The organism is Vibrio sp. 99-70-13A1 (assembly GCF_013114625.1).
Classification (GTDB): Bacteria; Pseudomonadota; Gammaproteobacteria; order Enterobacterales; family Vibrionaceae; genus Vibrio.
Genome location: NZ_VTXD01000011.1, coordinates 13,975 through 39,003, shown reverse-complemented (window position 1 = coordinate 39,003; position 25,029 = coordinate 13,975). Strand labels below are relative to the sequence as shown.

Genomic DNA, 25,029 nt, shown 5'->3' with positions numbered 1-25,029 from the left:
TAAGGTAAAATAAATTCGTTCGCTTTGAATTACATTTGGCAGTAATGTGATTTAAGTCACGATATATCGTACTGGAGAAAAGATGCAAAGTCCTATTACATTAGAAGCCTTACACATTTTAGACGCTATAGATCGGAGAGGTAGCTTTGCAGCAGCAGCTAATGAGCTTGATCGCGCACCTTCTTCATTGAGCTATCAAATTCAAAAGTTAGAGCAAGATTTAGACATCATGATCTTTGATCGTTCAGGGCATAAAGCGAACTTTACCGAGGCTGGAAAGCTTATCTTAGAGCAAGGTCGAGTTATCTTGAGTGCGACTCAACAGTTGGTAAATGACGCGACTGTATTAGCGAACGGTTGGGAACTGGATATCACCATTGCCTTTGACGGGTTAATTCCAATCGATAATTTTTTCTCTCTTGTCGATGAATTGGGTAAGGTGAGTAAAACACGTGTACGTTTACAGGAAGAAATACTAGCAGGCTGTTGGGAATCACTAGCAGAGGGCAGGGCTGATCTTCTTGTTTGCCCTAAACCTGAAACCATACCGAATGATGTTAAAAGTGACACAATTGGTCATATCGATTTAATATGGGTAGCGGCTAGTGACCACTATGTTCATAATAGATCTGGTGAGTTTGATCAAGCCGCCAGAGAAAGTTACAGGGTTATAGCAATTGCTGATACAGCAAGGGAGCAACCCGCATTAAGTGTAAACATTTTAGAAAAACAACCTAGATTAACCGTAACGAGCATTAAATATAAGGTAGAGGCGCTAACTGCAGGGTTAGGTATTGGTACATTGCCAATAGTGATAGCGAAACCATTAATTGAATCTGGTCAATTGAAACAAATTGCGGGTACAGAGCCACATGGGATCGATATTGTACTCGCCTGGAGACGCAATAAAATTGGTGACGCTAAATCTTGGTGTATTCAACACATCAAAAAAACGTGGTCACTCGTTTAATTTCAGCAGCATGTCTGCAGTTCCATCTTCAAAGCTTACTTCTAGTTCAAACCCTAACTTTTGAGCTAGAGTGAGCATGCCTCTGTTTGTTGGCATTGTCATACCTGACATTTGCGTTGTTTTCTTTGAACGGCAATAATCGATAATTTTTGACATCAGAATTCGTCCTAAACCCATCCCTTTAAGATCTGAACGAATCAAAATAGCAAATTCAGCATCAGTATTATCGGGATTGATTAAAGCTCTAGATACACCAATGATTGCCTGTTTATTATCTATTTCTTTCAGAACAACAAATGCAATTTCTCTATCAAAATCAATTTGCGTAAAATTGGCTAAAGCTTCGTGATTGAGCTCTCCGATGTCACTAAAGAAACGCTTATATAAATCTTCTTTCGAAACTTTATTAATGAAGTCTGCATGTAATGGCTCATCTTCAGGAAGAATAGGACGAAGAAGGATCTCAGAACCGTCTTTGAGTTGGATGATTTCCTCTAGCTCTACAGGGTAGGGCCGAATCGCCAGCCTTTCTTGAGCGTTACCTTTGTACTGGGTGAGTGTGATATCAGCATCAAGAATGGTAAATTTATCACCATTAGCGAGTAGTGGGTGAATATCCAACTCTGTTATTTCCGGGCAATCCACAACCATCTGTGATATTCGAACAAGAAGCTCAGACAAGCCTTTAATATCGATCGGGTGAGGAAGTTTCTGTAATCGAATCTTCCCACTTTTGATTGCTCTTATAATCAAGTAACGAGCTAGCGTCATATTTAAAGGTGGAAATGCAGCCGCCGCATCAATAGATTCATCCCACTCAGAGCCTCCTTGACCAAGTAAAATGATCGGTCCAAAGGTCGCGTCTGTGGTGACTTTGATTCTTAATTCTTGTCCACCGGCTAACTTAGCCATTCCTTGAACAAGTAACCCATGAATATTTGCTGTAGGGTATGAAAGTTGAGAGCGATCTAATATAGCTTGCGATGCATTAGCTACTTCTTGGCTATTGCGTAAATTCAGCATCACACCTTGCACATCTGACTTATGCGCTATATCCGGAGAGCGTAATTTCACCGCTACAGGGTAACCGATGTTTTCTGCAATATGTACCGCTTCACTTGGGTCAGAAGCTATCCACGTCGGTAAAACTTCAAGGTCAAAACTTTTAAATAAATGGCTATTTTGGTGGGTATCGAGTTGTACTGTGTTTTTATCCAGTAAGTGCTGTTCTATCCATAATTTCGCATCCGCTAGATCTTCTATGTGTACTTTCTCAGCTGTAGTCGGTGTTTCCATTAATTGTCTTTGGTTTCGCCTATATTCCACTAGATGCATAAATGCTACAACTGAGCTTTCAGGTGTTCTATAGGTAGGGAAACCTGCTTCGGTGAATAGTTTTCGAGCTGGTTTTGCAGTCAATTCGCCAGACCAATTGGTTAATATATTAAATCGCTTATGCCTAGGGTGTGCTTTGATTGCTTCAATGATTTTTTGTGCGGTTTCTGTTGAGTGAGCAATAGCTGAAGGGCTGTGCATAATAAGTATGGCATCGGCTTCATCCCCATCTAGCAAGGCATTAATCGTATCTATGTACCGTTTTTGATTGGCATCACCAACAATATCTATTGGGTTATTATGAGACCAACTATCTGGTAGAAATCCATTTAGTTTGTGAAAAGTATTGTCAGAAAGATCTGCAAGCTTACCGCCACGTTCGAAAAGTGTATCTACAGCCATAATTGCTGGACCACCGCCATTCGTTACAATTGCGAGCCTTTCCCCTCTAAGCGGCACTGAATGAGTTAAAGTTTCAACCGCTGCAAAGAGTTCATGCATATTGTTAACACGCAACATACCGCTTCGTCGTATAGCAGAATCATAGATAATGTCGAGAGTGTCAGCACCGCCGGTGTGAGCCATTGCTGCCGCTCTTCCTCTTGGTGTCTTTCCTCCTTTTAGTACTAATATTCTTCTATTTCGGGAAGCAGCTCTTGCCGCAGAGATAAATCGTCGAGCATCTTTTATTGTATCGACGTAAAGCAAAATAGCATCTGTATGTGAGTCAGTACTGAGGTAATCCAGTAACTCTGAAAAACCTATATCACTACTATTACCAATTGAAATAAAAGCAGAAAAGCCAATCTCTTTGTCATTAGCCCAGTCTAGAACCGTTGTACAAACAGCCGCTGACTGAGAAACGAAAGCAATTTTTCCTGGTAGGGCACCGATAGGTGAAAACGACGCATTTAGGTTCAACCAAGGTAAAATAATCCCTAAGCTATTTGGACCTAGAATCCTTATATTATGTTTCTTAGCAATGTTAAGGCATTGTTCATCAAGAGAGATTCCGCTGTCACTTTTCTTATACATTTCAGATGAAAGTACAATTGCGGCAGATATTCCTTTCTCGGCTAATTCTTTGAAGATTTGTACATTACGAGATGCGTTGGTACATATAACTGCGAGTTCAGGGGTAATTGGAAGGGAGGATATGCTTTTGTATGCGAGAACACCTGCAACAGATTGATATCTAGGGGTGACTGGCATTATCGCCCCTGAAAATCCACTGTGGAGCAAGTTATTCATAACAATAAAACCCGCTCGATTTCCTTTTTGAGAAGCGCCAATTACGGCAATTGAACGCGGTTTTAGTAAAGAGTCTAAATGGTTCATAAGCATTCCCTAACCGTAATAATTTCAAAGAAATATGATTAAGTATCGTAGCGTATATACAATGTACGAAGTGATAAAGATTTCGACAAATTGATGATAGACCGTACATACATAATAAAGTTTGTGAAATAGGTCACCCAGTAATGGTGTATAATGATAAAGTTAACTTGATTCCATCCCGTGCTATGGGCATGATTTATAGTAATTTATTATTAAGGACGTTGAGCATTCCATGAAAAAATTTGCAATTGCGATTTTGCCACTGCTCTTGGCTGCATGTGCATCTGAGAATTACATAACAGATGTAACTTCTGAAAGTTATCAGGAAGAATATAAAACAGCGACAATGCAAGCGCCTGTCGTGTCTAAATCTAATGAAATGGGTGCGGGTGTTACTGAAGAGAGCGTAGAAGTTAATGTAGTAAAACTATCTCCTGCTGAAGATAAGAAAGTAGTGAAACTAAGCCCTGAATCACCAAGCGCAAAAGTTGTTCCACCAACGAAAAAACAAATTAAAATGAATCAGCGTTTTGGTTACACAGTACAAGTTGTTGCTGTTGGTAGCCAAGCTAAAGTAGATACTTTTGTGAATATGCTGCCTCAAACGTCTCAACCAATTTGGGAAAACTACAAAGTAGTGAACGGAACTAAGTGGTTCAGTGTTTTGTACGGTGACTACGCAACAAAACTTGATGCTAAAAAAGCTATTTCTACGTTGCCTCAAAGTTTTCAAAATTTGAAACCATTCGTTAAAAGTATCGACGATATAAAAAATTCAGATTACCCAACGCTTAATAAACTGAATTAATAAAATCTGATAAGTAAAAAAGGAGCTTCGGCTCCTTTTTTGATGAATACTTAATCACTTGTTTCTCTCAACTGTAAATTAGTTTGCAAAACACTGTACCTATGTTTTCAATTGTTTATCATGAACAAAATGCACTTCTAGTATCAAGGAACGAATTCCCCCATGAACAAAACTAAAATCCTCTTACTATGTGGTGGAGGCTCCTCTGAGCATGAAGTCTCTCTAGTTTCTGCTAAGTATCTGTTTGAACAGTTAAATACGGTTCAGGATTTTGAAGTCATCAAGGTAGAAATTAAAACGGAAGGTTGGTGTTTAGATACTGGAGAAGTGGTATATCTTGATATTAATGATCAATCATTGTGTGGTTATGATACTAAGGAAAGCATTGATTTTATTGTTCCGTGTATTCATGGCTTCCCAGGTGAGACGGGTGACATACAATCTCTGTTTGAATTAGCAAAGATTCCTTATCTAGGTTGTGGTTCAGAAGCAAGTAATAACAGTTTCAACAAAATCACATCAAAGCTATGGTATGACGCTATTTGCATACCAAATACGCCTTATTTATTCCTTTCTGAAAATGATAAAGAGTCGCATGACAGTGCTTCAAAAGCGTTTAAAGAATGGAAGAAAGTCTTTGTTAAAGCTGCACGCCAAGGGTCATCAATTGGCTGTTATCAAGTAACCGATATCGACAGTTTGGACTCATCTATAGATCAAGCTTTTGGTTATTCAGAACAAGTTCTCATTGAGAAAGCAGTCGTTCCACGTGAACTTGAAGTGGCAGCATACGAATTTGATGGCGAGCTGTTTTTGAGTAAACCAGGTGAAGTTATTGCGCCTAATGGTGCTTTTTATTCTTATGAAGAGAAGTACAGTTCAGATAGCCACTCAATAACTAAGATTGAAGCAGATGAACTGTCTGAAGAACAATTGTTACTGATTGAAAATAGTGCGAGAAAAGTCTTCAAGCAGATGAAGTTAAGACACCTTTCAAGAATAGATTTTTTCTTAACAGAAGATAATGAGATCTATCTTAATGAAGTGAATACCTTCCCAGGAATGACACCAATTTCTATGTTTCCCAAAATGGTTGAGCACAATGGGCACCAATTTTCAAAGTTCTTAGAGAATTGTGTGAGAACAAGTTTAGTAAACACTTAATGCCTAATACCGTCATAGCTGAGGGTTTAGTACCAAGGTGTTATTGATTTAAATTTAAGCATTTCTTTACCCGCAGTGTCTTTTGCTCCGATGTATTGCAACGGCATTGCTGGGCTCAACCAACGCCCGAAATCTTGAATATCACGAATGTTCATACCTTGATTTGATAACTCTTGAGCGGCACCCACTCTTATTGAGTGACCTGAAAATGAACAACCTTTTGGTAAATGTAACAAATCGCCTGCTTTTTTTAATATTCTAAAGATAGAAGAGTCATCCAGGTGATTTAGACTCACATTCCCATGCCGATCAATCGAGCGAAATAGGGGAAGTTGATCTTTAGAACTAGAAGCTACTAGCCAATTATTTAATAACGAAGACGCTTCACTCGATAGTTGATAAATAGATCCGTTTATAGAAATCTTTAGTTGGGTCACATCTTCACATTGTAAATCAGAAAATCTAAGGGCTTTTAGCTCTGCTCGTTTAAGGGCACATTCAAACATCACATTATATAAAGCTAAGTCTCTAACCTGATAAAGCGCAGCCGGATTTGATAAAAGAGCATTTAATTGTGTTAGGTGCTCATGAGTAAAAGCCACAGTTTGCTTTGCATCTCCCGACATCTTTGCTTGTAGATTTAATATCGTAAAACGGACTTGCCTATGTGGTATTGGGTTAGCAAACCCCAAGATGGTATGAAGCATGCTCAATGTTGCAGTGTAACGTTTAAGGGATGCAAATTTTCTTCTTTGCGATTCAACTTCAAGGAAACGGCGGATTGCCGTTACTGATGCTGGCAACGCTTTGATGTGGTGAGATTGGCAAAAGGTTCTATAGTGATTCCAATCAGAATAGATTCCAAGTATCGAGTTTTTGGAATATTCATGATTTGTGATGGAATCGATCAGATCTATTGTAGGTTGCGTCTCCAGTAATTGGACAATTGTTTTAATTTCGGAAGCGTCTGTAAATTCTGGTATTTTTTTTCGCAATTTAAAGCCTTTAAATTAATATTTTTGACATATTATGCTTGATATCAACAGAAGTGCAATTATGATTAATGCAGTGAAACCTAAAAGATGATTCATAAATATGGCTAATTCTATTTATCGTGGAGTACATCTGCTTTCAACAGATGCAAAGAATACAGTATGGCAAGCAAAGCTTAAAACGCGCGTCATTCAAGGTAATTTGACCGCTGTAAAAAAGAGCATTGATTGGTGGCTAGACACAGCATCAATTATTGAACCTAAAGAATTCTCAGCTCTAAATAAAGAAAGACCAGGGGCTAACCAAGCTGAAACCTTTAATGGGTACCAAATCAAAAATGATACCGGTGATCCAAATGCCTGGTATTGTATGTTTAATGGTAAACTGATCAAGGGCGCTAAACCTGCAATTCAAAGGCATATTGAAGCCTATTTAGTCGCTAAACAAAAAGCACAGCAACAAAAGAAGTAAAAATTATGAGCTTAGTATATTCCACCGATGTTGGTCGTATTGCACCTGAAGAGAAAAAAGCCGAACGCCCTAAGGGTGATGGCATTGTAAGAATTCAAAAAGAAACCAAAGGTCGTAAAGGCAAAGGCGTTTCTGTTGTGACAGGTCTTGACCTAGATGATGCGCCACTGAAACTGATGGCTGCTGAACTTAAAAAGGTATGCGGCTGCGGTGGCTCAGTTAAAGATGGAAACATTGAGATACAGGGCGACGCCAGAGAAAAAATCAAAGCTCACTTAGAAAAGAAAGGCTTTAAAGTTAAATTCTCAGGCGGCTAATTTTTATATTCTAATACTAGAGATAAAATCGAAGATTATTATTGATAGATATTAGGTATTTTATGGTAAATAAGCATTACTGTTAAATAGTCGGAATTAGAACACCAGAGTTAACAAAGCCAAGAGCTTAACGAGTAGGGAGCCGCAAGATAGCCGCTCCCTTTATTATCTTGCAGTTAATTTAACATAAGATAGATAATACGCACCAAGGCGGTGGGGATTTTACAATCTGCACTAGGCTTGGAATAACCATATCTGAGTATTACAAATTTAATGAAATAATTACTATGACAAGAATTCAGTTATATTTTGATTAGAGGCATTTATCGATCTAATCCCGTGAACAGTCTCCTGAGGTTTAACTATATTGGGCTATACTGCAAATTAGGTATTCTTCGGGATCTATATTTTGTGAATACTTAATAAAATCTCCCTTCGTTCAAGAACAAAAACATCTATCTCTATATCAACTTGCACGTTGCTTACCAATATACGGCTTTCCATTATGTGCTGGTGAAATCCTATAAGCTGTTAAATCAGATGTCGCCAGTGTTGTGACTGCTGAATATAATCATAGCTAGCAACCAAATTTTTCAATTGATGTCGTTCTGTGTTCAGTCTAAATGGATATAAGTTACAGTGTATCGAGAGCTAAAAGCCGCCTTTATTAACTAACATCAAAATCAATATTTATCAACGAGCATTAACTGGTGTTCTCCATATGAATAGTAAGAACAGAATTTTTTAGTGTCCTGATAATCACCATTCAAAACCAAAATCATTTATGGGAATAGATACCTAAGATCTACGCGCCTTTTATTTGATTGTTCAAATAAATCAATACACGTTTACTAAATCAGTCATTTCTCGTACTGATTCACTCATTTTCATGCTGAACAGTCAGTGTCATAATTAATGACACCTTTTGTTTGAGTTACGCTTGGATCTGTATCTTTATTACAGATTTCGGAGTGGTAAAGGCCTGTTTAGAGTAATAATCTGTTATAAGCTATTGTTTTAAATTGTTAATTTTAACTTTCGGTTAATGTTTTCAATGAATTCAGTAGAAAGTTTAATGGCAGGATTTTACCCTGAACACGTAAGTTTAAATTTATAGTGCTCTAGGATTTGGCTCATACACATGTTTATGCATTAACTTAAATTATGGGCGAATCGTGGATCTAGAGAGGATGGTTTAGATATGAAAAAAGCCGATAAGTTAAACTTATCGGCTTTTGTTGAAATTCAACGAAATAGCGACTTAGTATTCGCTATAAGTAGGTTGACCTAAACGATCCCCTACTCTTTCTCATTCATTTCTTTTCTGATGTCTTCTGCAACAATTTTAATGGCTTGGGCTGTGCTGATTCCTTGAGTCATTAGCTCTTGAATTTTTTCAACTGCGGCTTGTTGTTCTGCATGAGAAAGTGTTGGTAAGTCGTTTAGCATGTTCGGCTCCAAATACTAGAAGCCGAACTATATAAGGAGAGTTAGTAACTAGCAAGAAAATTGATGGATGCACCCATTGCATTTTCATTTGTGTAATTAGCGCTGATATCTAATTGGAATAAGTTCAGTGGAGATATTCCCACACCTGCTGTAATCGTACCTTCAGAACCAGAGTATGCTAAGTTTTGGTAGTAACCTCCTCTTAGCTTTAATTGGCGCATTAAGTCGACTTCAGTACCAATACGTATCATCTGCTCATTATCATCAAAAGAACTAAACTTCTTAGCTTCATTTAAATCATAATCGACACTCACCGTGAAGTAGTCTGAAACAATGCCTGCGCCTACGGTATATACAGGCCCCATACTATAAGAGTGTTGTGCTGTTACCGTTGTTGTAGATGAATCTGTTGCAGTAAGCACTTTTTCTACATACTTGGTTTCAATGTCTCGGCTAATCAAATTCGTTGCAGCAAAGCCGACTCTGAATGGACCAAAAAACCATAAGGCTCCAGCATCCATATTGAATTGTGTATCTGCTGAATCATTTTCTCTTACATCTGATAAGTCATAGTCGTTTACCGATGCAATATAGTTATATGTATAAATTCTTTGAAGTTTTGGAGATATACCAAATGAAATATGTTGTCCCATGAAAGTTTGGTATTTGGCAAGTGAAATACCAACTTCCGTAACACCAATAGAGACTGCTTTGATTGCTGTAAGTTCAGCATTTGTTAAAGCAGTCCCGGAAGCAGTATAAACTTCGGGAGTGACAAATGACTCTGTGTACGCTTTACCAAATGCATTGGCGGCAATAAATTGATTAGGGATTGCAAAAGCAACGACACCCCCAATCTCTAATTTTAGCTTATCGCCATTTAAGTCATTTAAAGCGCTTGTGATATCAGCAGAGGATGATGCCCCCAAAACCGCATCGATATCATCGACTAGTGAATCAGGGTCATTATAAGAAATACCAAAACTTGGAGTGATCATGCCTACATCGTCATTTCGTCGATATATAGCAGTAAGTGCAGGGTTATAGAAAGGAGCGGTTAAGAAATTAGCAGATACAACACCAACTCCCCCCATTGCATCTCCTCTTGCTTCGATCGCGTAATTGGCAGCGCTTATTGGAAGGCTGGCTATTGAAATAGATGCTGCGAGTAGTTTTATTGTTTTATTCATGCTGATAATTCTTTGTTATATCCCTAACATTGTTAACGGCATAATTTTAAATTACTTTAACTATTCACTACCAGAAATATCGAATGTTTTGCTAATACTTTGCGTTTGTTCGATAGCAATATCACCTTGCCAGCGGGAATGAACCATTGAGATTGCTAAAACATATCGATCATTAGATATATTTCCACTTTCTACGGTTGTTGGATAATCAGATTCATACCTTTTACCCCAGACTTCTTCATATTGTCCGTCGATATAATCGAACAGTCCAACCTCAAGACGAGGTAATGGACAATAGGGGTTTAATAATTCTTTTTTATCCACTCGCCATGAATCTTTTGAAGCCCAGCGCACTTGCTGCTTAAGTATGACTTCGCCTAGTATTACCCATGAACTCCAAGTTTCGTTACTTTTTGATTTTACCGTTAATCTAAATAAGCCTGAATCAAGGGGTGAGTTTAAGTTATAACGCTTTCTGTAGAGTTTCGTAGACTTATCTGAATCTTGAAAAGGAGGTTCAGAGAAAATACTATCACTTGAAATTGGTTTATCGACCCACTGACTTAATTCGATATTTTGAATTAAGCCTTCAGTTTCAGCATCGACAACAACGCGGTAACTGTCTCTTCCTGGGCTTTGGATTGCTATGCGCTTAATCACTAATGAACTTATCCAGCTAGGAAGTGCTGGTTTTGCTAGGCTTTTACCGCAGTCTCTATCAAGAGCTTGGGTGAAAAGTTCATTCAGGTGTTCTTCTTTCACTTGTGTTGGGTTGTTTTGCCAAACTTCAACAAGAGACTCAAACATTCCAGGAAGGTCGTCGTCCAATAAATGTTTATGAACTTGTGTAAGCGTATCATTATTATCAAACCAATCCGCAGCTTGTACAAAATTGCACAAGCTAGCAAGTAACATCACTGATAAGGTCGTTATTCTCATTAAGCTTTCATCTTGTAGCCAACACCGCGTAAAGTTTCTATTTCTAAGCCCTGTAGTTTTTGTCTTAATTGTAAAACGTGTGTATCAACTGTTCTTGTTGTTGGAAAGTGATTATACCCCCACACGTGATCAAGTAATTCATCGCGTGTAAATACCCTGCCTAGGTTACTCGCTAAGAATAAAAGCAAATCAAATTCAGTTCTTGTCAAAGTTACCGCGTCTTCATTGAAGAATACTTCGCGTGTCGCTTTATCTATTACTAAGTTTTGAGAGAAAACTTTTGTTGAGTCTTGTTCTTCAGAATCGGGAGATCTTAACTGCGCTCTGATCCTTGCAAATAACTCTGCTTCAGCAAATGGTTTCGTTAAATAATCATTTGCACCAGAGTCTAACCCTGCAACTTTATCTTTCACTGTCACTAATGCTGTTAACAGGATAACGGGTACATCTTTTAGCTGTTTCCAACCCTGTAAATGATCGACTGAATCGCCATCAGGAAGTTGTCTATCCAAAATTACAAGATCTGCCTGTTCCCAGTATCCTTCTACTTCAGAAATGGTTTCAGCATGTAAACATTCATATCCAGCTTGTTCTAAACTGACTAATAAGCCATCGGCTAAATTTTTATCATCTTCAACGAGTAGCAGTGTCTGTTTCACAAGGTATCTCCAAAATAAATGTCGTTGGTGGGCCAATTAATGTCATTTTCCCTCCCATCTTGCCAACCATAGATTCAACTATCGTTAGCCCTAAGCCGAGCCCGCTTTTACTTACAAACGGCTTCTTTAACTGTTCCCAATCTTTTCGGGTCAAGTCTCCATTATCTATCACTCTGAATGTCAGACTTTTGTTAGAAGTTGTTACATCGACGGTGATTGGTGCAATACCATACTTAGCTGCATTGCGAATTAAATTATCAATACACGTGCCTAGCCAGTATATATTCACTTTAGCTGCAATATCAGCATTAATTTTTAGAGTGATGCCTGCTGGAAATTCTTCTTCCAATTTATATTCAAGCCAATCTTGGACACTAGGAAGCCACTCAGTTGCTAGTGGTTGATTATCTGACTGAAGATAATCTTTACTGGCTTCGGCAAGTTGTCTAAGGCGCCTTGTGTCTTCACATAGACGCCGAAATTCATCATATACTGACTCAGGCAAATGTTCGAACTCTCTGCGAAAACCTTCAACTGTTAGTGACAAGCTTGCAATTGGAGTGCGAAGTTCATGAGTCAAAATTTGGAGTACCAGCATTCTACTTTTTAGCTCTTGTTTCTTGCTATTCCAGCGATAAAGCGCCCAGCCGATGACAAGTAAAATGTTCGCTACAACAAGAACAAGCATTGATAGCTGTAGAAGTTCCGAGTGATCTTCAATTTCCCAGCATATGTTACCTCTTTGAACAAAGCAGCTTTGACCTTCTGAAGGCAAACTGAATGAAAGACCTGATAGCTTGGCATTATCTTTCCAGATACTTTCACTATATAGATAGTACTGGTCACCACGTTTGAGCCAAATCTCGTCTAACTCGACAAACATACTAGCGCCAGCAATTAATGCAGTAATAGCATCACTGTCCATATTCTTAAGGCGACCTAATAACTCATTGCTATCTGTACTTTTACGTTCCTGTATATGCATGAACTGCTTAAGAGATTCAAATTTTTCCGGGTACTTTTCGACATACCTTGCGGCATAAGAGCCGCCACCTGGGTGTATAAGTCCACTTCGACTAAACCAGCGAACAGATAATTTAGTTCCTTTACATAATGCGCGGGTAAAAACGAGTGGTTCGGTGATAAGAGGGCTTAAAGGAAGCTTTCCACTACAGGTCTTTGATAATTGATAAAGCCGTTGAATATCTTTTAGAGGATATTTAGCTGTTTGAGGTAGCATTGAAGAAGGTGTGATTAACTTGTTTGGGTAATCAGACTGTAAAACACGTATGTCATATGAATCGATGGCAGTTTGGTGGTCAAATAATTTTGTGAAATTATCTATGCGCTCAGGTAGTGAATCTGCAAATGAATTTGCAGAAATTAAAAGTGACACTGAAATGAAGGATAGTATTGTTTTTATAGTCACAAGCGATACGTAATTACATTCTATTAAATCAAATATATAACAGAACAAGGCAAAGATAAATTGATTAGACTTTTACTGCCCCGATTCTGGTTTATAAACACAAAAAAGCCAGCAAATTGCTGGCTTTTAGTTAACTACAACTTCTAGTTATTAGTAATCAGCTTTTTTAAAGCGCTTTAGAAATCGCATCCACACTTTCTTTAGCATCACCAAATAACATTTGCGTGTTCTCTTTGAAGAACAATGGGTTTTGGACCCCTGCATAACCAGTATTCATTGAACGCTTAAATACAATTACATTTTGTGCATTCCATACTTCAAGTACTGGCATGCCGGCAATTGGGCTATTTGGATCATCAAGTGCAGCAGGGTTAACTGTGTCATTGGCACCAATTACAAGTACCGTGTCGGTTTCGCCGAAGTCGTCATTCAGCTCATCCATCTCTAATACGATGTCGTAAGGTACTTTTGCTTCAGCAAGCAGTACATTCATGTGACCCGGTAACCTACCAGCTACTGGGTGGATACCAAATCGAACATTAATGCCTTGAGCTCTAAGTTTTTCAGTAATTTCATGCACTGGGTATTGAGCTTGAGCTACTGCCATGCCATATCCAGGAGTAATGATGACTGACTTAGAGTTCTTAAGCATGTCTGCGACTTCTTCAGCAGAAGTTTCACGGTGTTCACCTTGGTCTTCAACTTCTGTAGAAACTGAAACCTCTTGGCCAAAACCACCTGCGATAACACTGATAAAAGAGCGATTCATTGCTTTACACATGATGTAAGAAAGAATTGCACCAGATGAGCCAACTAACGCACCAGTTACAATCAACAAATCATTTGCAAGCATGAAACCAGCCGCAGCCGCAGCCCAACCTGAATAAGAGTTCAGCATTGACACAACAACTGGCATGTCAGCACCGCCAATTGAAGCCACTAAGTGATACCCAAATGCGAAAGCAATTAGAGTCATCACAATCATAGCGAACATGCTACCATCTGCATTCACGAAGACACTTAGAAGTAATGCTGATGATACTAGAGCCGCTAAGTTCCATTTATGTTTATGAGGAATGTTCAGAGCTGATGATGAAATTACACCGCGTAATTTACCAAATGCGACAATTGAGCCAGTAAACGTTACCGCACCAATGAATACGCCCAAAAACACTTCAACTAAATGGATAACATGCTCAGCATGAGTTGCTGCGATTGGTGCATCAATGTAGCTGTTATAACCGACAAGAACGGCAGCCATACCAACGAAGCTATGTAAAATAGCAACAAGCTCTGGCATTTCGGTCATTTCAACTTTTTTGGCGTAATGGATACCAATACCCCCACCAATCACCATTGCAATGATGATCCATACTACACCCTGAGAATCAGGGCCGAAGATTGTGGCAAGTAATGCGATAGCCATACCAGTAATACCGTAGTAATTACCCGCACGAGCCGATTCTTGCTTAGATAAACCCGCTAAGCTCATAATAAAGAACACAGCAGCAACAATATATGCCGCTTGTACTAATCCTTCAGACATTGGTTACTCCTCACTAGTCTTTACGGAACATTTCAAGCATACGTCTGGTCACAGTAAAGCCACCAAATATATTGATACTTGCAATTAGAACGGCAATGAAAGATAAAAACGTTACAACGCCACTTCCTTGCCCGATTTGTAGCAGTGCACCCACAACGATAATGCCTGAAATTGCGTTCGTTACAGACATTAATGGTGTATGCAATGAATGAGAAACATTCCAAACAACGTAATAACCAACTACACAAGCTAAAACAAAAACTGTGAAGTGAGATAAGAATGCCGCTGGTGCTACAGAAGCTACCCAAGCGAAAGCCCCTACTGCAGCCCCTAAGCCAATATACTTCTTAACTGGAGAAGTAGGCTCTTCTACTTTTGGCTCTGGTTTGATTGCTTTTGGTTTTTCTTGTTGAGGTTGCGCTGAAACTTGAATTGGTGGAGCTGGCCAAGTGATCTCACCTTCTTTAACCACCGTTACGCCACGTAATACAACATCGTCGAAGTTGATATCAATAGTGCCGTCTTTTTCTTTACACAGTAACTTAAGCAAGTTTACCAAGTTGGTTGCGTATAGCTGAGATGACTGCGTAGGTAATCGACCGACCATATCGGTATAGCCAACTACTTTTACGCCATTAGCCGTTGTAATAACTTGGTCTGCGACTGTGTATTCACAGTTACCACCGTTAGCTGCAGCGAGATCGACAATCACACTGCCTGCAGCCATGCTATCAACCATTTCTTTGGTAATTAACTTTGGAGCTGGACGGCCTGGAATAAGTGCAGTCGTGATAATAATATCGACATCTTCTGCTTGTGCTGCATAGAGTTCTTCAGCTTTCTTGTTGAATGCCTCTGACATCTCTTTTGCGTAGCCGTCACCTGCACTTGTGTCTTCTTGGTAGTCAACTTCCAAGAATTCAGCACCCATAGATTCAACTTGCTCTTTTACTTCAGGTCGAACATCAAATGAGCGAACAATAGCACCTAGGCTACCAGCAGCGCCAATAGCTGCTAGACCTGCAACCCCAGCTCCTGCTACCAAAACTTTTGCTGGCGGCACTTTACCAGCGGCTGTAATTTGCCCTGTAAAGAAACGTCCGAATTCATGAGCGGCTTCAACAACTGAACGGTAACCCGCAATGTTTGCCATAGAGCTTAATGCATCAAGAGCTTGAGCTCGTGAGATTCGAGGAACCGAATCCATTGCCATAACATTTATGTTTTTGCTGGACAATTGCTCCATTAACTCTGGATTTTGTGCAGGCCAAATAAAGCTGACTAAACTAGCGCCTTCTTTGAGCAGATCAATCTCATTAATGTCAGCCGTTTCGTCAACGATTGGAGCGTTCACTTTCAGAATCAATTCTGAATCCCAAACGTCTTCCTTCGTTACGATTGAAGCGCCGGCTTTTTCGTAAGCAGCGTTATCAAAACTGGCTAGCGCTCCTGCTTGCGATTCAACACAAACTTCAAACCCTAATTTGAGCAGTTGCTCTACAGATTTAGGTGAAGCAGCGACTCGAGTTTCACCCGCGAGTATCTCTTTTGGTACACCAATTTGCATAGCGATTCCTTTACTATTGGCACAATGATTATTCGTTTGTATCTAACGGCAACTAATACTTCAAGTTTTTTGTAACAAGAATCGAAAATGTTATTACATATAACAGTTTTGTACGCTTATAAATCACTTGGGTTGTCTGAGTATTAATAGGAAATAATTCAAGAGGTCAAACCACCTTAATATTTTCCCTTTAATAACAGACAGCTAGTTGAGTTTGCCTTCCCAAACTAAAAGAGCTTTCAGCATATACACTGAAAGCTCTTAAAATTATGACTAACATCAAGTCTAACCCTAATTGGTTAACTAAAAATGCCATCACCCATTTGATCAACAAACATTTGTGCTTTCTTAAGCATTAATTCGTTTGCATCATTTTTGTTTGAAACCACATCAGAGCGAATGAAGCGATGAGATTTTACTTCTCCATCAATTTTTTTTTCAATTCGACCAGCAACTCGGTATTGCCCAGATTCAGCAATAGGATCTTGATAAATGTGAAAACCTTTATATTCAACAGGCTCAATGCTGACTTCTTTTACTGCTTTTTCTTTGCCACCAAATAACCTAGAAAATAACCCCACGTATTGCTCCTTATCTGTTTATAACTATTTATTGCCTTTCAGCAGTGGCTTCTCGAACCACTCTAGTTCAACATCATCATCAAAACTTTGATGTGCAAATATGACAGGAATATCGTCTTCTCTGTTTTTTCGACGATCTTGCTGGATCATCGCCTCTGCATTTTTAACAGCAACTTCACTGTTGCTCTTGTATTGAACGAGTTTTTCTTCAGCTAAAGCCGAAAGAAAGTCTATGTCGAAACGAATGTAAATAGGTCGAAGCTGGCCTAGGGCCAAACAGGCCAAATCAGCTAGCTGCTCGTTATCATACTTTTCAATATATTCGTCTTTCGCGAGTACGTGACCTACCAGTGTTTCCATATAGTTATGTACATCGACACTAATCTGCATCCTGCTTCTCCATCAGTAACTACTTAACTCTTATATACTATTTAGTCTCATTAATGTGCAATAGCAAATAGAAACTAATATGAATAAGGTTGAACTATTGTCAATCATCTATCATATTTTAAGCTAGTGCTTTGTATTTTTACCTAGAAACTGGGTAAAAAGCTTGGCCATTTGTTTTTTAGCCGTATCCTACAAGTCAATTCTAATTATAAGATTATCAGTTTAGCTAGGCACATTACTTAAATGACATCTTCATTTGTAACATCGAGTTTATTTCGATTTTTCTTTCCTTTGTTACTGTTGGGCGTCCTATTAATTGGCATGAACAACGTCATATTAGTCACCAACTCTAATTTAGGTATCGCAAGTAATCTACCCTATATCCTCTTAATTGTGGCAGGGGTACTTTGTCATACCTTTAAGCAAGGCAGAATGGCGATGGTGTCTCTTGCCATGCTTACTGCTTATAGCATTATTCAATATCGGTTACAGACCCCTTTAAGTAGCGGAACTACGCTGCTTGAATTGTCTCTTCTAGCAACCTTACTTCCAGTTGCTTGCTTATTTGTGTATGCATTTCCTGATACTGGCGTGAACTCAAAAGTCATTGCCTTATATGTGAGCATCTTATTGCTCTTCATCATCTGGTCTCAGCTTATCCTTAACCACTTCAACGATGGTGGGTTTGAAACTTGGAGTGAAGGGGTCTTATTTACTGTCCCTTCAGTGTCTAAGCTTCCTTTAATCTTAGTACTATATGGATTAGGTTTATCAGGGTTAACGTCTATTCTGGTTCTGCTTTACAACCGCCCTATTGATGTCGTTGTATACAGTTCGATTTTGCTTGCTTCTACTACCTTTGTTTTCTTCCATATACAATACATCTCCAGCACTATGTTCTCGCTTTCTGGGATACTTATTATTGTTTATGTGATGTCTGCGAGCCATGCTATGGCTTTCAATGACCAATTAACGGACATCCCTGGAAGACACGCTCTTGAAGTCGACATGAAGCACTTGGGTCGTAAATATACGATGGCGATGGTTGATATTGACCATTTCAAATCATTCAATGATACATACGGCCATGATACTGGAGATGATGTTCTAAAATTGGTCGCTAGCCGTTTAAAGTTAACGTCTGGCGGTGCCAAAGCCTACCGTTATGGAGGTGAAGAATTCACTATTATTTTCAAAGGAAAGCAGATTCATCAAGTGAAAGAACACCTTGAAGATTTGATTCATGACATTGAAAGTTATGATATGACGATACGCAATAACCAGTCGCGACCAGAAAGTGATGAAACTGGAATGAAAAAGCGTGGCAAAGTAGCGCCTACGTCAAAAATAGTGAATGTTACGGTGAGTATTGGTGTGGCAGATAGCAGTACAACGCGCCAACCGGAAGAAGTCATAAAGCTTGCGGATAATGCTTTATATGGCGCGAAAAAAGCAGGTAGAAACTGCCTCGTTAGCCACCATGCCTAATTAAAGATGGTAAGACTATAATTAGGCGTTTGATTTTTCAGTTACACGCTATATTAATGAACCACAAACAAACGTATTACGCCCATTTTGTTTCGCTTGATACAAGGCTTTATCAGCGGCTTCATACACTTCATTTAATGATTCAGCGCCTTTGGGGTTAAAAGAAACCACACCTTGAGAGAGGGTTATTCTATCTGAAACACTTGAATGCTCGTGCTTGTCATTCATATTGTGAATTTCTGTTTGAATCCGTAAAGCCTGCTTAGACGCACTCTGAGTACCGCTATCGCTGAGAATAACAACAAATTCCTCACCACCATATCGTCCCACATACTCACCAGCTCGCTCAAAAAGGCGATTTAATGTTGCGGCTAGGTTTTGTAAGCATTTGTCGCCCTGTATATGCCCATAATTATCGTTGTAAGGTTTAAAGAAATCCACATCGAGTAATATTAAGGTCATCGCAGCTTTTCTTCTTCCGTGCCATGCTAAAACTTCTTCAAGTTTGGTATCCATAAAGCGGCGGTTATAAATTTTGGTCAACCCATCTTCATTCGCTTGTAGTTGAAGAAGTGTGTTCAACTCTTCAAGTTTTGCACTTGCTTGTTTCAGCTCTCTTCTCATATAGGCAATTCGCTGCATTGCGATGAGCTTGGAATTTAGAACGACTTTGTCTACAGGCTTAATAAGATAATCATCGCCTCCAGCATCGATCGCTTGAGCGATCATCTCTGGTTCTTCGTGACCACTTAAAAATATAATAGGAACCCACTCAGGAAATGTTTTTCGTACTTGGTTAGCCACTTCAAAACCATCCATCTCTGGCATGCTTATATCAAGTAAAACTAGCTCTGGGTCAAACTGGGAATACAAAGATAATGCTTCTTTACCACTGGAAACAGCTTCAACATCATGCCCTAATTGCTTGAGTCTAATAGCCAGCTGCATTCTATCCAACTGAACATCATCCACCAATAAAATACGCATAGAAGAACCTTTACCTGTCATTCCTTTACCCTGCAGGTTACCGAATACTCTAAAGTATATGAAAAACCGCTCTAATTCATGCACTAATTACTATATTTGATTGACTTTTTTACAGATTTTTTTAGCATTGTTTCTTTTTGAAGAGAAATACTATGTCAGACGCTACAAACAACGACCAACAAGAAGTTGATTTAACCACTATCTCACCTGAGCTACGCCAAGTTATCGAATTTGATGAAGTTCCAAAAGAGATGCACAACATGGTTACTTCTATTCACGAAGTGTCTGAAGAAGCAGTACGTGAAGCATGGGATACTCTACCTGCAAGCGCACAAAATGTTCTTGATAACTTCGAACAGTTTCATGCATTGATTACTGTTAGCCAATCATTCGCAGGTGTGAACGTAATGGAAGAGTTCCCGACTCTTAAGTTACCTGAAGACATGACTGATGAAGGAAAAGAAGAGTACCGCGCGCAGTTGCTTGATCAAGTTTTACACAACTGTGTGAAAGATATGGTTAAACAAATCAAGAAAGCTCGTCGTGACCCAATCTTGAAAACTGATTTTAAAGAAGTGTTTACGAAGTAATAGGTTGGGTTCTCCCCCTCTATTTCGTTCCAACTTTTTCTAAGAATTATCGATTAATTTTGATAAAACAAAGCCGTTGAATATTGGATTCAACGGCTTTTTTACTATCTATGTGATTAAAGCTATTTCGCTACAGTGTAGGTGTCTGATTAATCAAATCATCATTGAGGTCAATATATAACTAATGTGTATGAGTCAATACAAATTAGTTAATGAGTCACTGCTATGTCTCTTTGAGTAACACTCACACCTTTAACCTGAGCGTACACCTTCTGCCCAATGGTTAGATTAAGCTCATCCAAAGCCCAAAGTGTGATCGTTGCCCAAAGGTAACAACCTTCATCAAGTTCTAACTCAACCGATACACTTTGTTTATGAGCGCCCTTCTGCTGCGTTTCTACTTTACGTATTACCGCTGGCAGAATATTTCTTATTGAGGTGTTAGAGGGCTTATCAAGCGTTATAGAAACATCATTTGCTCTTACTTGTAACCTGACTGAGGTACCGAGTCTATTTTCAATCTGCTGAACCCATAATGACGTTGATTCAGATAATTTAAGCTTGGATAAACCATACTCTGAATTATGCTCAATAATCGTCCCCTCAAATAAGGAGCTTTGTTCAGAGAATGACTGCCATGGGCTCATCGCTCTAGAAGACCAAACTTTCTCCGTCGCGCCAGAAGACACAACTTTACCTTGATCAATAATGACAAGGTGATTTGATAATCGAAGGATTTCATTCAAACTGTGTGTCACATACAGTATCGGGATATTAACGGTTTCAGCGAGATTTTCTAGAAACGGCATGACTTCCCTTTTTCTAGGTAGATCTAACGAAGCTAAAGGTTCATCCATCAATAATATATCTGGTTTGGATAGAAGCGCACGCCCAATTGCAACACGTTGCTTTTCCCCACCAGAAAGGCGAATTGGATATCGACCAAGAATATCTTTGAGTGCAAGCAAAGTTACGATTTGATCAAAGTGATCATTATCTACGGTTTTTATTCCGTATTTAAGATTCGCATCCACCTTCATATGTGGGAACAGGCGAGACTCTTGAAAAACATAGCCTACATTACGCTTATGGATGGGTAAGTTAATCGATTTGTTACTGTCAAAAACTCGATGCCCGGCGATATCAATCACACCTGAATCTGGTTTCTTTAAACCACTAATAACATTAATTAGAGATGTTTTCCCGGCACCAGAGCGACCAAATATTGCGGTAATACCAGTACTTGGTAGTTCGATATCAATATCAAATTCTGTTTCCCCAAGGGTTTGCTGATAATTTAAGGTGATCAAACTCATAATCCTCCCCCAAGTCTGTTGGCTGACTTGCGAGCCAACCATTCAGAAAACATCAATGAGCTCAATGCAATGACGATTGAAATGACACACAAACGAGCGGCTTCCATCTCTGAACCTGGAGTCTCAATAAATGTATACATTGCCAATGGTATGGTTTGCGTTTCACCTGGAATATTAGAAACAAAACTGATTGTTGCACCAAATTCCCCTAAGCTTCTAGCGAATGACAACATAGTGCCTGTGATTATGCCTGGAAGCATCAATGGGAGTGTAATGGTAAAAAAAACTTTTAAAGGTGAAGCCCCCAGTGTTGCGGCTGCCTCTTCTAATTTACTGTCCACGGTTTCAATGCTAAGTCGAATAGAACGCACCATCAACGGCAAAGAAACAACAATACAAGCGAGAACAGCGCCTTTCCAACTGAAACTAAAGACAATGCCGAAAACATCATAGAGCCACTCTCCGACGACACCTTGCCTCCCCATTACGATCAATAATAAGTAACCAATGACTACTGGAGGCAAAACAAGTGGTAAATGAATTAGGCTTTCTAACAAACTTTTTCCAATGAATTGCTTTTTAGCCATTAACCAAGCAAGTGATATCCCAATTGGAATAAGCCAAAGAATCGAAAAACCAGCGACTTTCAAGCTTAATACTAATGCCTGAGATTCATATTCAGATAAATACATCATTTAATCGTTTTAAAACCAAAACTATTTAAGATACTGATTGCTTCAGCAGTCTTTAGGTAAGCGTAAAAGTTGTTAGTCATTTTTGAATTGGATATTTTTGCTACAGGGTAACGTATCGTCGAGTGGTAATCATGATTGAAGCTAGCTATGATTTGCACTTTGTCAGATAAGATCGCATCCGTTTTATATACAATTCCCATTGCCGCTTCACCGCGCTCAACGAATGCGAGTGCCATCCGTACATTATTCGTCGGAGCAAGTCGCCTTTCAACGGTGTGCCATATTTTCAAATGTTCTAATGCCTCTTTTGCATAGATGCCAGCTGGCACTGACTGAACATTTCCAATAGCAAGGCGTTCTCCAATCAGTTTTTTCTCCCACTCATCTTTAGATTGAATATCAAATGACAGGTCTAGGTTTATTGGCGCATCAAGTGAAGAACTATTAGGTGCAATAAGTACTAGTTCGTTCTCACACAAGCTAGTGACATTGTCACCTGTTACTGGGCCTTTATCGATTAAGTAATCCATCCACTTTTCATTTGCTGAAATGAAAATATTAGCTGGCGCCCCTCTTTCGATTTGACGCACTAAAGATGAAGTACTGGCATATACTGGAATAATGTCTACCGAATGCTTCTTCTGAAAATCTTCTATTAATGCATTCGTTGCATTTGTCATTGATGACGCTGCGTAGATTCTCAGCTTTTCATCTGCAAATGCAGTGGTTGATATCAGCATGCTAAACAGAAAGATGTAGAGCATTTTCATCGTCTATTTCCTTTCAAAGTTTAGTTCAGGCCACAATAAGGATAAATCCATATATTTTTCGATCGCATCTGCAATTCGATTGATCCCTATCTCTTTTAATTCTTGATGGTCTATTTCAGCAATATCTTTTGCGCCTGCCCATTCGCAGATTAGATTCATAGCTTCACTGTTATCAAAAAGACCATGCAGATACGTACCAAAAATCTGATTACATGAACTAATCGCTCCATCAGGAGTATTTGAATTGAGTATGATTGGAGACTTAGTTTTGACCTTCGTTAAACCGACATGAATTTCATAGCCGTCGACGGTTTGTGTATTACCATTTAACGTCAAAGTACCCGAACTTTTTGTTAATGTTTTCTGCTGCGTTAATACCGTATCAATATCTAAATAGCCTAAACCTAAACTACGACCAGGATGTCCTTCTACACCAGCTGGATCGTCAATTATGTTCCCTAATATTTGATACCCTCCGCAGATGCCGATCACTTTGCCACCTAAACGGACATGTCTTTGAATGTCTTTGTCCCAACCTTGGCTTTTAAGGTATTCAAGATCAGCTCTCACTGACTTAGTTCCAGGAATTATAATCAAATCGGCGTTGTTTAAGGACTCCCCTTTACCGACATATCGAAGGTTAATGTCAGGGTTAAGGCGTAAAGTATCAAAGTCAGTATGGTTACTGATACGTGTTAACACGGGAACTACTACATTTAATTTTATATGGCTTCCAGATACTTGCTCAGAAGTAATGGCATCTTCAGCTTCCAAATTAAAACCATGCAGATAAGGAAGTACCCCAATTACGGGTTTACCCGTTTTATCTTCTAGCCAATCTAATCCTGACTGAAGAAGTGCGATATCACCTCTAAACCGGTTGATAACAAAGCCTTTCACCCTATTTTGTTCAGATTCAGATAAGAGCTCTAATGTGCCATACAAATGTGCAAAAACACCGCCTCTATCGATATCCGCAACTATGATTACAGGTACATCCGCCTCTTCAGCAAATCCCATGTTGGCGATGTCATTTTCTCGAAGGTTAATTTCAGCAGGGCTGCCAGCGCCTTCAATCATCACGCTTTCAAAACCATCCGTTAAACGCTTGAATGAGTCCATTACGGTATTCATGGCGACTTTTTTGTAATCGTGGTAGCCCGTTGCTTCCATATTACTTAAGGCTTTGCCTTGTAGAATAACTTGTGCGCCAGTGTCTGAATTTGGCTTTAATAAGACAGGATTCATATGAACCGTTGGTTCGACATTACATGCTTGCGCCTGAACCGCTTGCGCTCGACCTATCTCACCGCCATCTGAAGTTACCGCACTATTTAGTGCCATGTTTTGTGGTTTGAAAGGGGCGACTTTTATCCCTTTCCTAGCTAAAACGCGGCATAAGCCTGCCACTAGAACACTTTTTCCGGCATCTGATGTTGTCCCTTGAACCATAAGGGCGTCGAGAGGTGTGAGCATTGATTTGAATTCCTTACAAACTTGACCCCTATCTTACCGCCATATCATGCAGTTGCTCAATAAAATGAATGGAAAATGAATGTCTTACTCACTCTAGATTCAAGCTGACTGTTGTTTAATAGCTCCATCGAAACAAAACGTTTCATTAAACGAACAGACCCAATAGGATTTATTATGAAAAAGACAATTATTGCTATCGCATCAACTATCATCCTTGCGCCAACTCTTGCATTTGCAGGTGTCGAGCATGACCGTAATGATTCAAACAATGTTACCTATACAGGACCTGTAGAAGCTATTTCAATTGAATCATTACTTACTGATACAGGCATGTTTACTGAAAAGGATGCGGTTGTTGACGGGAAAATAGTTCGCCAAATTAATAAAGACACCTTTGTGTTTTCTGACGGAAGCGGTGAGATTCAAATTGAATTGGATGATGACATTCAATTACTTCAACCGTTAACTGCAGATACAAACATAAGAATATTTGGTGAGTACGAAGGTGGAAAAACACCAGAGATTGAAGTTGATCATATTCAAGTTCTTTAGAACGAGCCT

General features: G+C 39.2%; 24 protein-coding genes. 8 read left to right on the top strand and 16 right to left on the bottom strand.

Annotation, left to right across the window (positions count from 1 at the left end):
- Window positions 1–82: 82 nt before the first annotated feature.
- On the top strand, window positions 83–970 hold the full coding sequence (locus F0226_RS09345; protein WP_171735395.1) for a LysR family transcriptional regulator: 888 nt from the start codon (window positions 83–85) through the stop codon (window positions 968–970).
- Here F0226_RS09345 and F0226_RS09340 read toward each other — a convergent pair.
- Entirely contained in the window at window positions 959–3,643 is a 2,685-nt protein-coding gene (locus F0226_RS09340) for a bifunctional acetate--CoA ligase family protein/GNAT family N-acetyltransferase (protein WP_171735394.1), read from the bottom strand. The genes F0226_RS09345 and F0226_RS09340 overlap by 12 nt on opposite strands.
- A 232-nt stretch (window positions 3,644–3,875) precedes the next feature.
- On the opposite strand from F0226_RS09340, the gene F0226_RS09335 reads away from it, so the two are divergent.
- Window positions 3,876–4,451 carry an SPOR domain-containing protein gene (locus F0226_RS09335; RefSeq protein WP_171735393.1) on the top strand — a complete coding sequence of 192 codons (576 nt, stop codon included), beginning with the start codon at window positions 3,876–3,878 and terminating at the stop codon, window positions 4,449–4,451.
- A gap of 162 nt (window positions 4,452–4,613) precedes the next feature.
- Window positions 4,614–5,615: a D-alanine--D-alanine ligase gene (locus F0226_RS09330; RefSeq protein WP_171735392.1), complete on the top strand. Its 1,002-nt coding sequence runs from the start codon at window positions 4,614–4,616 to the stop codon at window positions 5,613–5,615.
- A 26-nt stretch (window positions 5,616–5,641) separates the two neighbouring features.
- Here F0226_RS09330 and F0226_RS09325 read toward each other — a convergent pair whose 3' ends face one another.
- Window positions 5,642–6,610: a tyrosine-type recombinase/integrase gene (locus tag F0226_RS09325; protein WP_171735391.1), complete on the bottom strand. Its 969-nt coding sequence runs from the start codon at window positions 6,608–6,610 to the stop codon at window positions 5,642–5,644.
- A gap of 100 nt (window positions 6,611–6,710) precedes the next feature.
- On the opposite strand from F0226_RS09325, the gene F0226_RS09320 reads away from it, so the two are divergent.
- Together F0226_RS09320 and yciH are read left to right on the top strand one after the other, a co-directional pair.
- Window positions 6,711–7,079, top strand: a complete 369-nt coding sequence (locus F0226_RS09320; RefSeq protein WP_137374223.1) for a DUF3319 domain-containing protein — start codon at window positions 6,711–6,713, stop codon at window positions 7,077–7,079.
- 5 nt (window positions 7,080–7,084) lie between these two features.
- A complete protein-coding gene (gene yciH / locus F0226_RS09315) occupies window positions 7,085–7,396 on the top strand; it encodes a stress response translation initiation inhibitor YciH (RefSeq protein ID WP_171735390.1) in 312 nt (103 codons plus the stop codon).
- A gap of 1,299 nt (window positions 7,397–8,695) precedes the next feature.
- Here the strand turns inward: yciH and F0226_RS09310 are convergent.
- From F0226_RS09310 to F0226_RS09270, 9 genes are all read right to left on the bottom strand, one after another.
- Entirely contained in the window at window positions 8,696–8,845 is a 150-nt protein-coding gene (locus F0226_RS09310; protein WP_171735389.1) for a YoaH family protein, read from the bottom strand.
- A gap of 41 nt (window positions 8,846–8,886) precedes the next feature.
- Window positions 8,887–10,035 carry a conjugal transfer protein TraF gene (locus tag F0226_RS09305; RefSeq protein ID WP_171735388.1) on the bottom strand — a complete coding sequence of 383 codons (1,149 nt, stop codon included), beginning with the start codon at window positions 10,033–10,035 and terminating at the stop codon, window positions 8,887–8,889.
- 60 nt (window positions 10,036–10,095) lie between these two features.
- Entirely contained in the window at window positions 10,096–10,974 is an 879-nt protein-coding gene (locus F0226_RS09300) for a DUF2861 family protein (protein WP_171735387.1), read from the bottom strand.
- Complete coding sequence (vxrB, locus tag F0226_RS09295) at window positions 10,974–11,633, bottom strand: response regulator transcription factor VxrB (RefSeq protein ID WP_171735386.1); 660 nt, start codon at window positions 11,631–11,633, stop codon at window positions 10,974–10,976. Before vxrB ends, F0226_RS09300 begins: the two co-directional genes overlap by 1 nt.
- Entirely contained in the window at window positions 11,608–13,062 is a 1,455-nt protein-coding gene (gene vxrA, locus F0226_RS09290) for a sensor histidine kinase VxrA (RefSeq protein ID WP_171735385.1), read from the bottom strand. Before vxrA ends, vxrB begins: the two co-directional genes overlap by 26 nt.
- A 166-nt stretch (window positions 13,063–13,228) precedes the next feature.
- Entirely contained in the window at window positions 13,229–14,608 is a 1,380-nt protein-coding gene (gene pntB, locus F0226_RS09285) for a Re/Si-specific NAD(P)(+) transhydrogenase subunit beta (protein WP_171735384.1), read from the bottom strand.
- A gap of 13 nt (window positions 14,609–14,621) precedes the next feature.
- Entirely contained in the window at window positions 14,622–16,175 is a 1,554-nt protein-coding gene (locus F0226_RS09280; RefSeq protein WP_171735383.1) for a Re/Si-specific NAD(P)(+) transhydrogenase subunit alpha, read from the bottom strand.
- 299 nt (window positions 16,176–16,474) lie between these two features.
- Window positions 16,475–16,756, bottom strand: a complete 282-nt coding sequence (locus tag F0226_RS09275) for an HlyU family transcriptional regulator (protein WP_171735382.1) — start codon at window positions 16,754–16,756, stop codon at window positions 16,475–16,477.
- 24 nt (window positions 16,757–16,780) lie between these two features.
- On the bottom strand, window positions 16,781–17,146 hold the full coding sequence (locus tag F0226_RS09270) for a late competence development ComFB family protein (protein ID WP_171735381.1): 366 nt from the start codon (window positions 17,144–17,146) through the stop codon (window positions 16,781–16,783).
- A gap of 243 nt (window positions 17,147–17,389) precedes the next feature.
- On the opposite strand from F0226_RS09270, the gene F0226_RS09265 reads away from it, so the two are divergent.
- Window positions 17,390–18,634: a GGDEF domain-containing protein gene (locus F0226_RS09265; protein ID WP_171735380.1), complete on the top strand. Its 1,245-nt coding sequence runs from the start codon at window positions 17,390–17,392 to the stop codon at window positions 18,632–18,634.
- Window positions 18,635–18,682: 48 nt separating this feature from the next.
- On the opposite strand, the gene F0226_RS09260 is transcribed toward F0226_RS09265, so the two are convergent.
- Entirely contained in the window at window positions 18,683–19,642 is a 960-nt protein-coding gene (locus F0226_RS09260) for a diguanylate cyclase (RefSeq protein ID WP_253820795.1), read from the bottom strand.
- A gap of 131 nt (window positions 19,643–19,773) precedes the next feature.
- Between F0226_RS09260 and F0226_RS09255 the strand changes: the two genes are divergently transcribed.
- Window positions 19,774–20,211 carry a DUF3069 domain-containing protein gene (locus F0226_RS09255; protein ID WP_171735379.1) on the top strand — a complete coding sequence of 146 codons (438 nt, stop codon included), beginning with the start codon at window positions 19,774–19,776 and terminating at the stop codon, window positions 20,209–20,211.
- Window positions 20,212–20,420: 209 nt separating this feature from the next.
- Here F0226_RS09255 and modC read toward each other — a convergent pair whose 3' ends face one another.
- The 4 genes from modC to F0226_RS09235 are packed head-to-tail and all read right to left on the bottom strand — an operon-like array spanning window position 20,421 to window position 24,468.
- The gene (gene modC, locus F0226_RS09250) at window positions 20,421–21,527 is read right to left on the bottom strand and encodes a molybdenum ABC transporter ATP-binding protein ModC (RefSeq protein WP_171735378.1); all 1,107 of its coding nucleotides are present in this window, start codon (window positions 21,525–21,527) and stop codon (window positions 20,421–20,423) included.
- Window positions 21,524–22,222, bottom strand: a complete 699-nt coding sequence (gene modB / locus F0226_RS09245) for a molybdate ABC transporter permease subunit (protein WP_171735377.1) — start codon at window positions 22,220–22,222, stop codon at window positions 21,524–21,526. The genes modC and modB overlap by 4 nt, the downstream gene beginning before the upstream one ends.
- Window positions 22,219–22,992, bottom strand: a complete 774-nt coding sequence (modA, locus tag F0226_RS09240) for a molybdate ABC transporter substrate-binding protein (RefSeq protein ID WP_171735376.1) — start codon at window positions 22,990–22,992, stop codon at window positions 22,219–22,221. Before modA ends, modB begins: the two co-directional genes overlap by 4 nt.
- 3 nt (window positions 22,993–22,995) lie before the next feature.
- Complete coding sequence (locus F0226_RS09235) at window positions 22,996–24,468, bottom strand: cobyric acid synthase (protein ID WP_171735375.1); 1,473 nt, start codon at window positions 24,466–24,468, stop codon at window positions 22,996–22,998.
- A 174-nt stretch (window positions 24,469–24,642) separates the two neighbouring features.
- On the opposite strand from F0226_RS09235, the gene F0226_RS09230 reads away from it, so the two are divergent.
- Window positions 24,643–25,020 carry a NirD/YgiW/YdeI family stress tolerance protein gene (locus F0226_RS09230; protein WP_171735374.1) on the top strand — a complete coding sequence of 126 codons (378 nt, stop codon included), beginning with the start codon at window positions 24,643–24,645 and terminating at the stop codon, window positions 25,018–25,020.
- Window positions 25,021–25,029 lie beyond the last annotated feature (9 nt).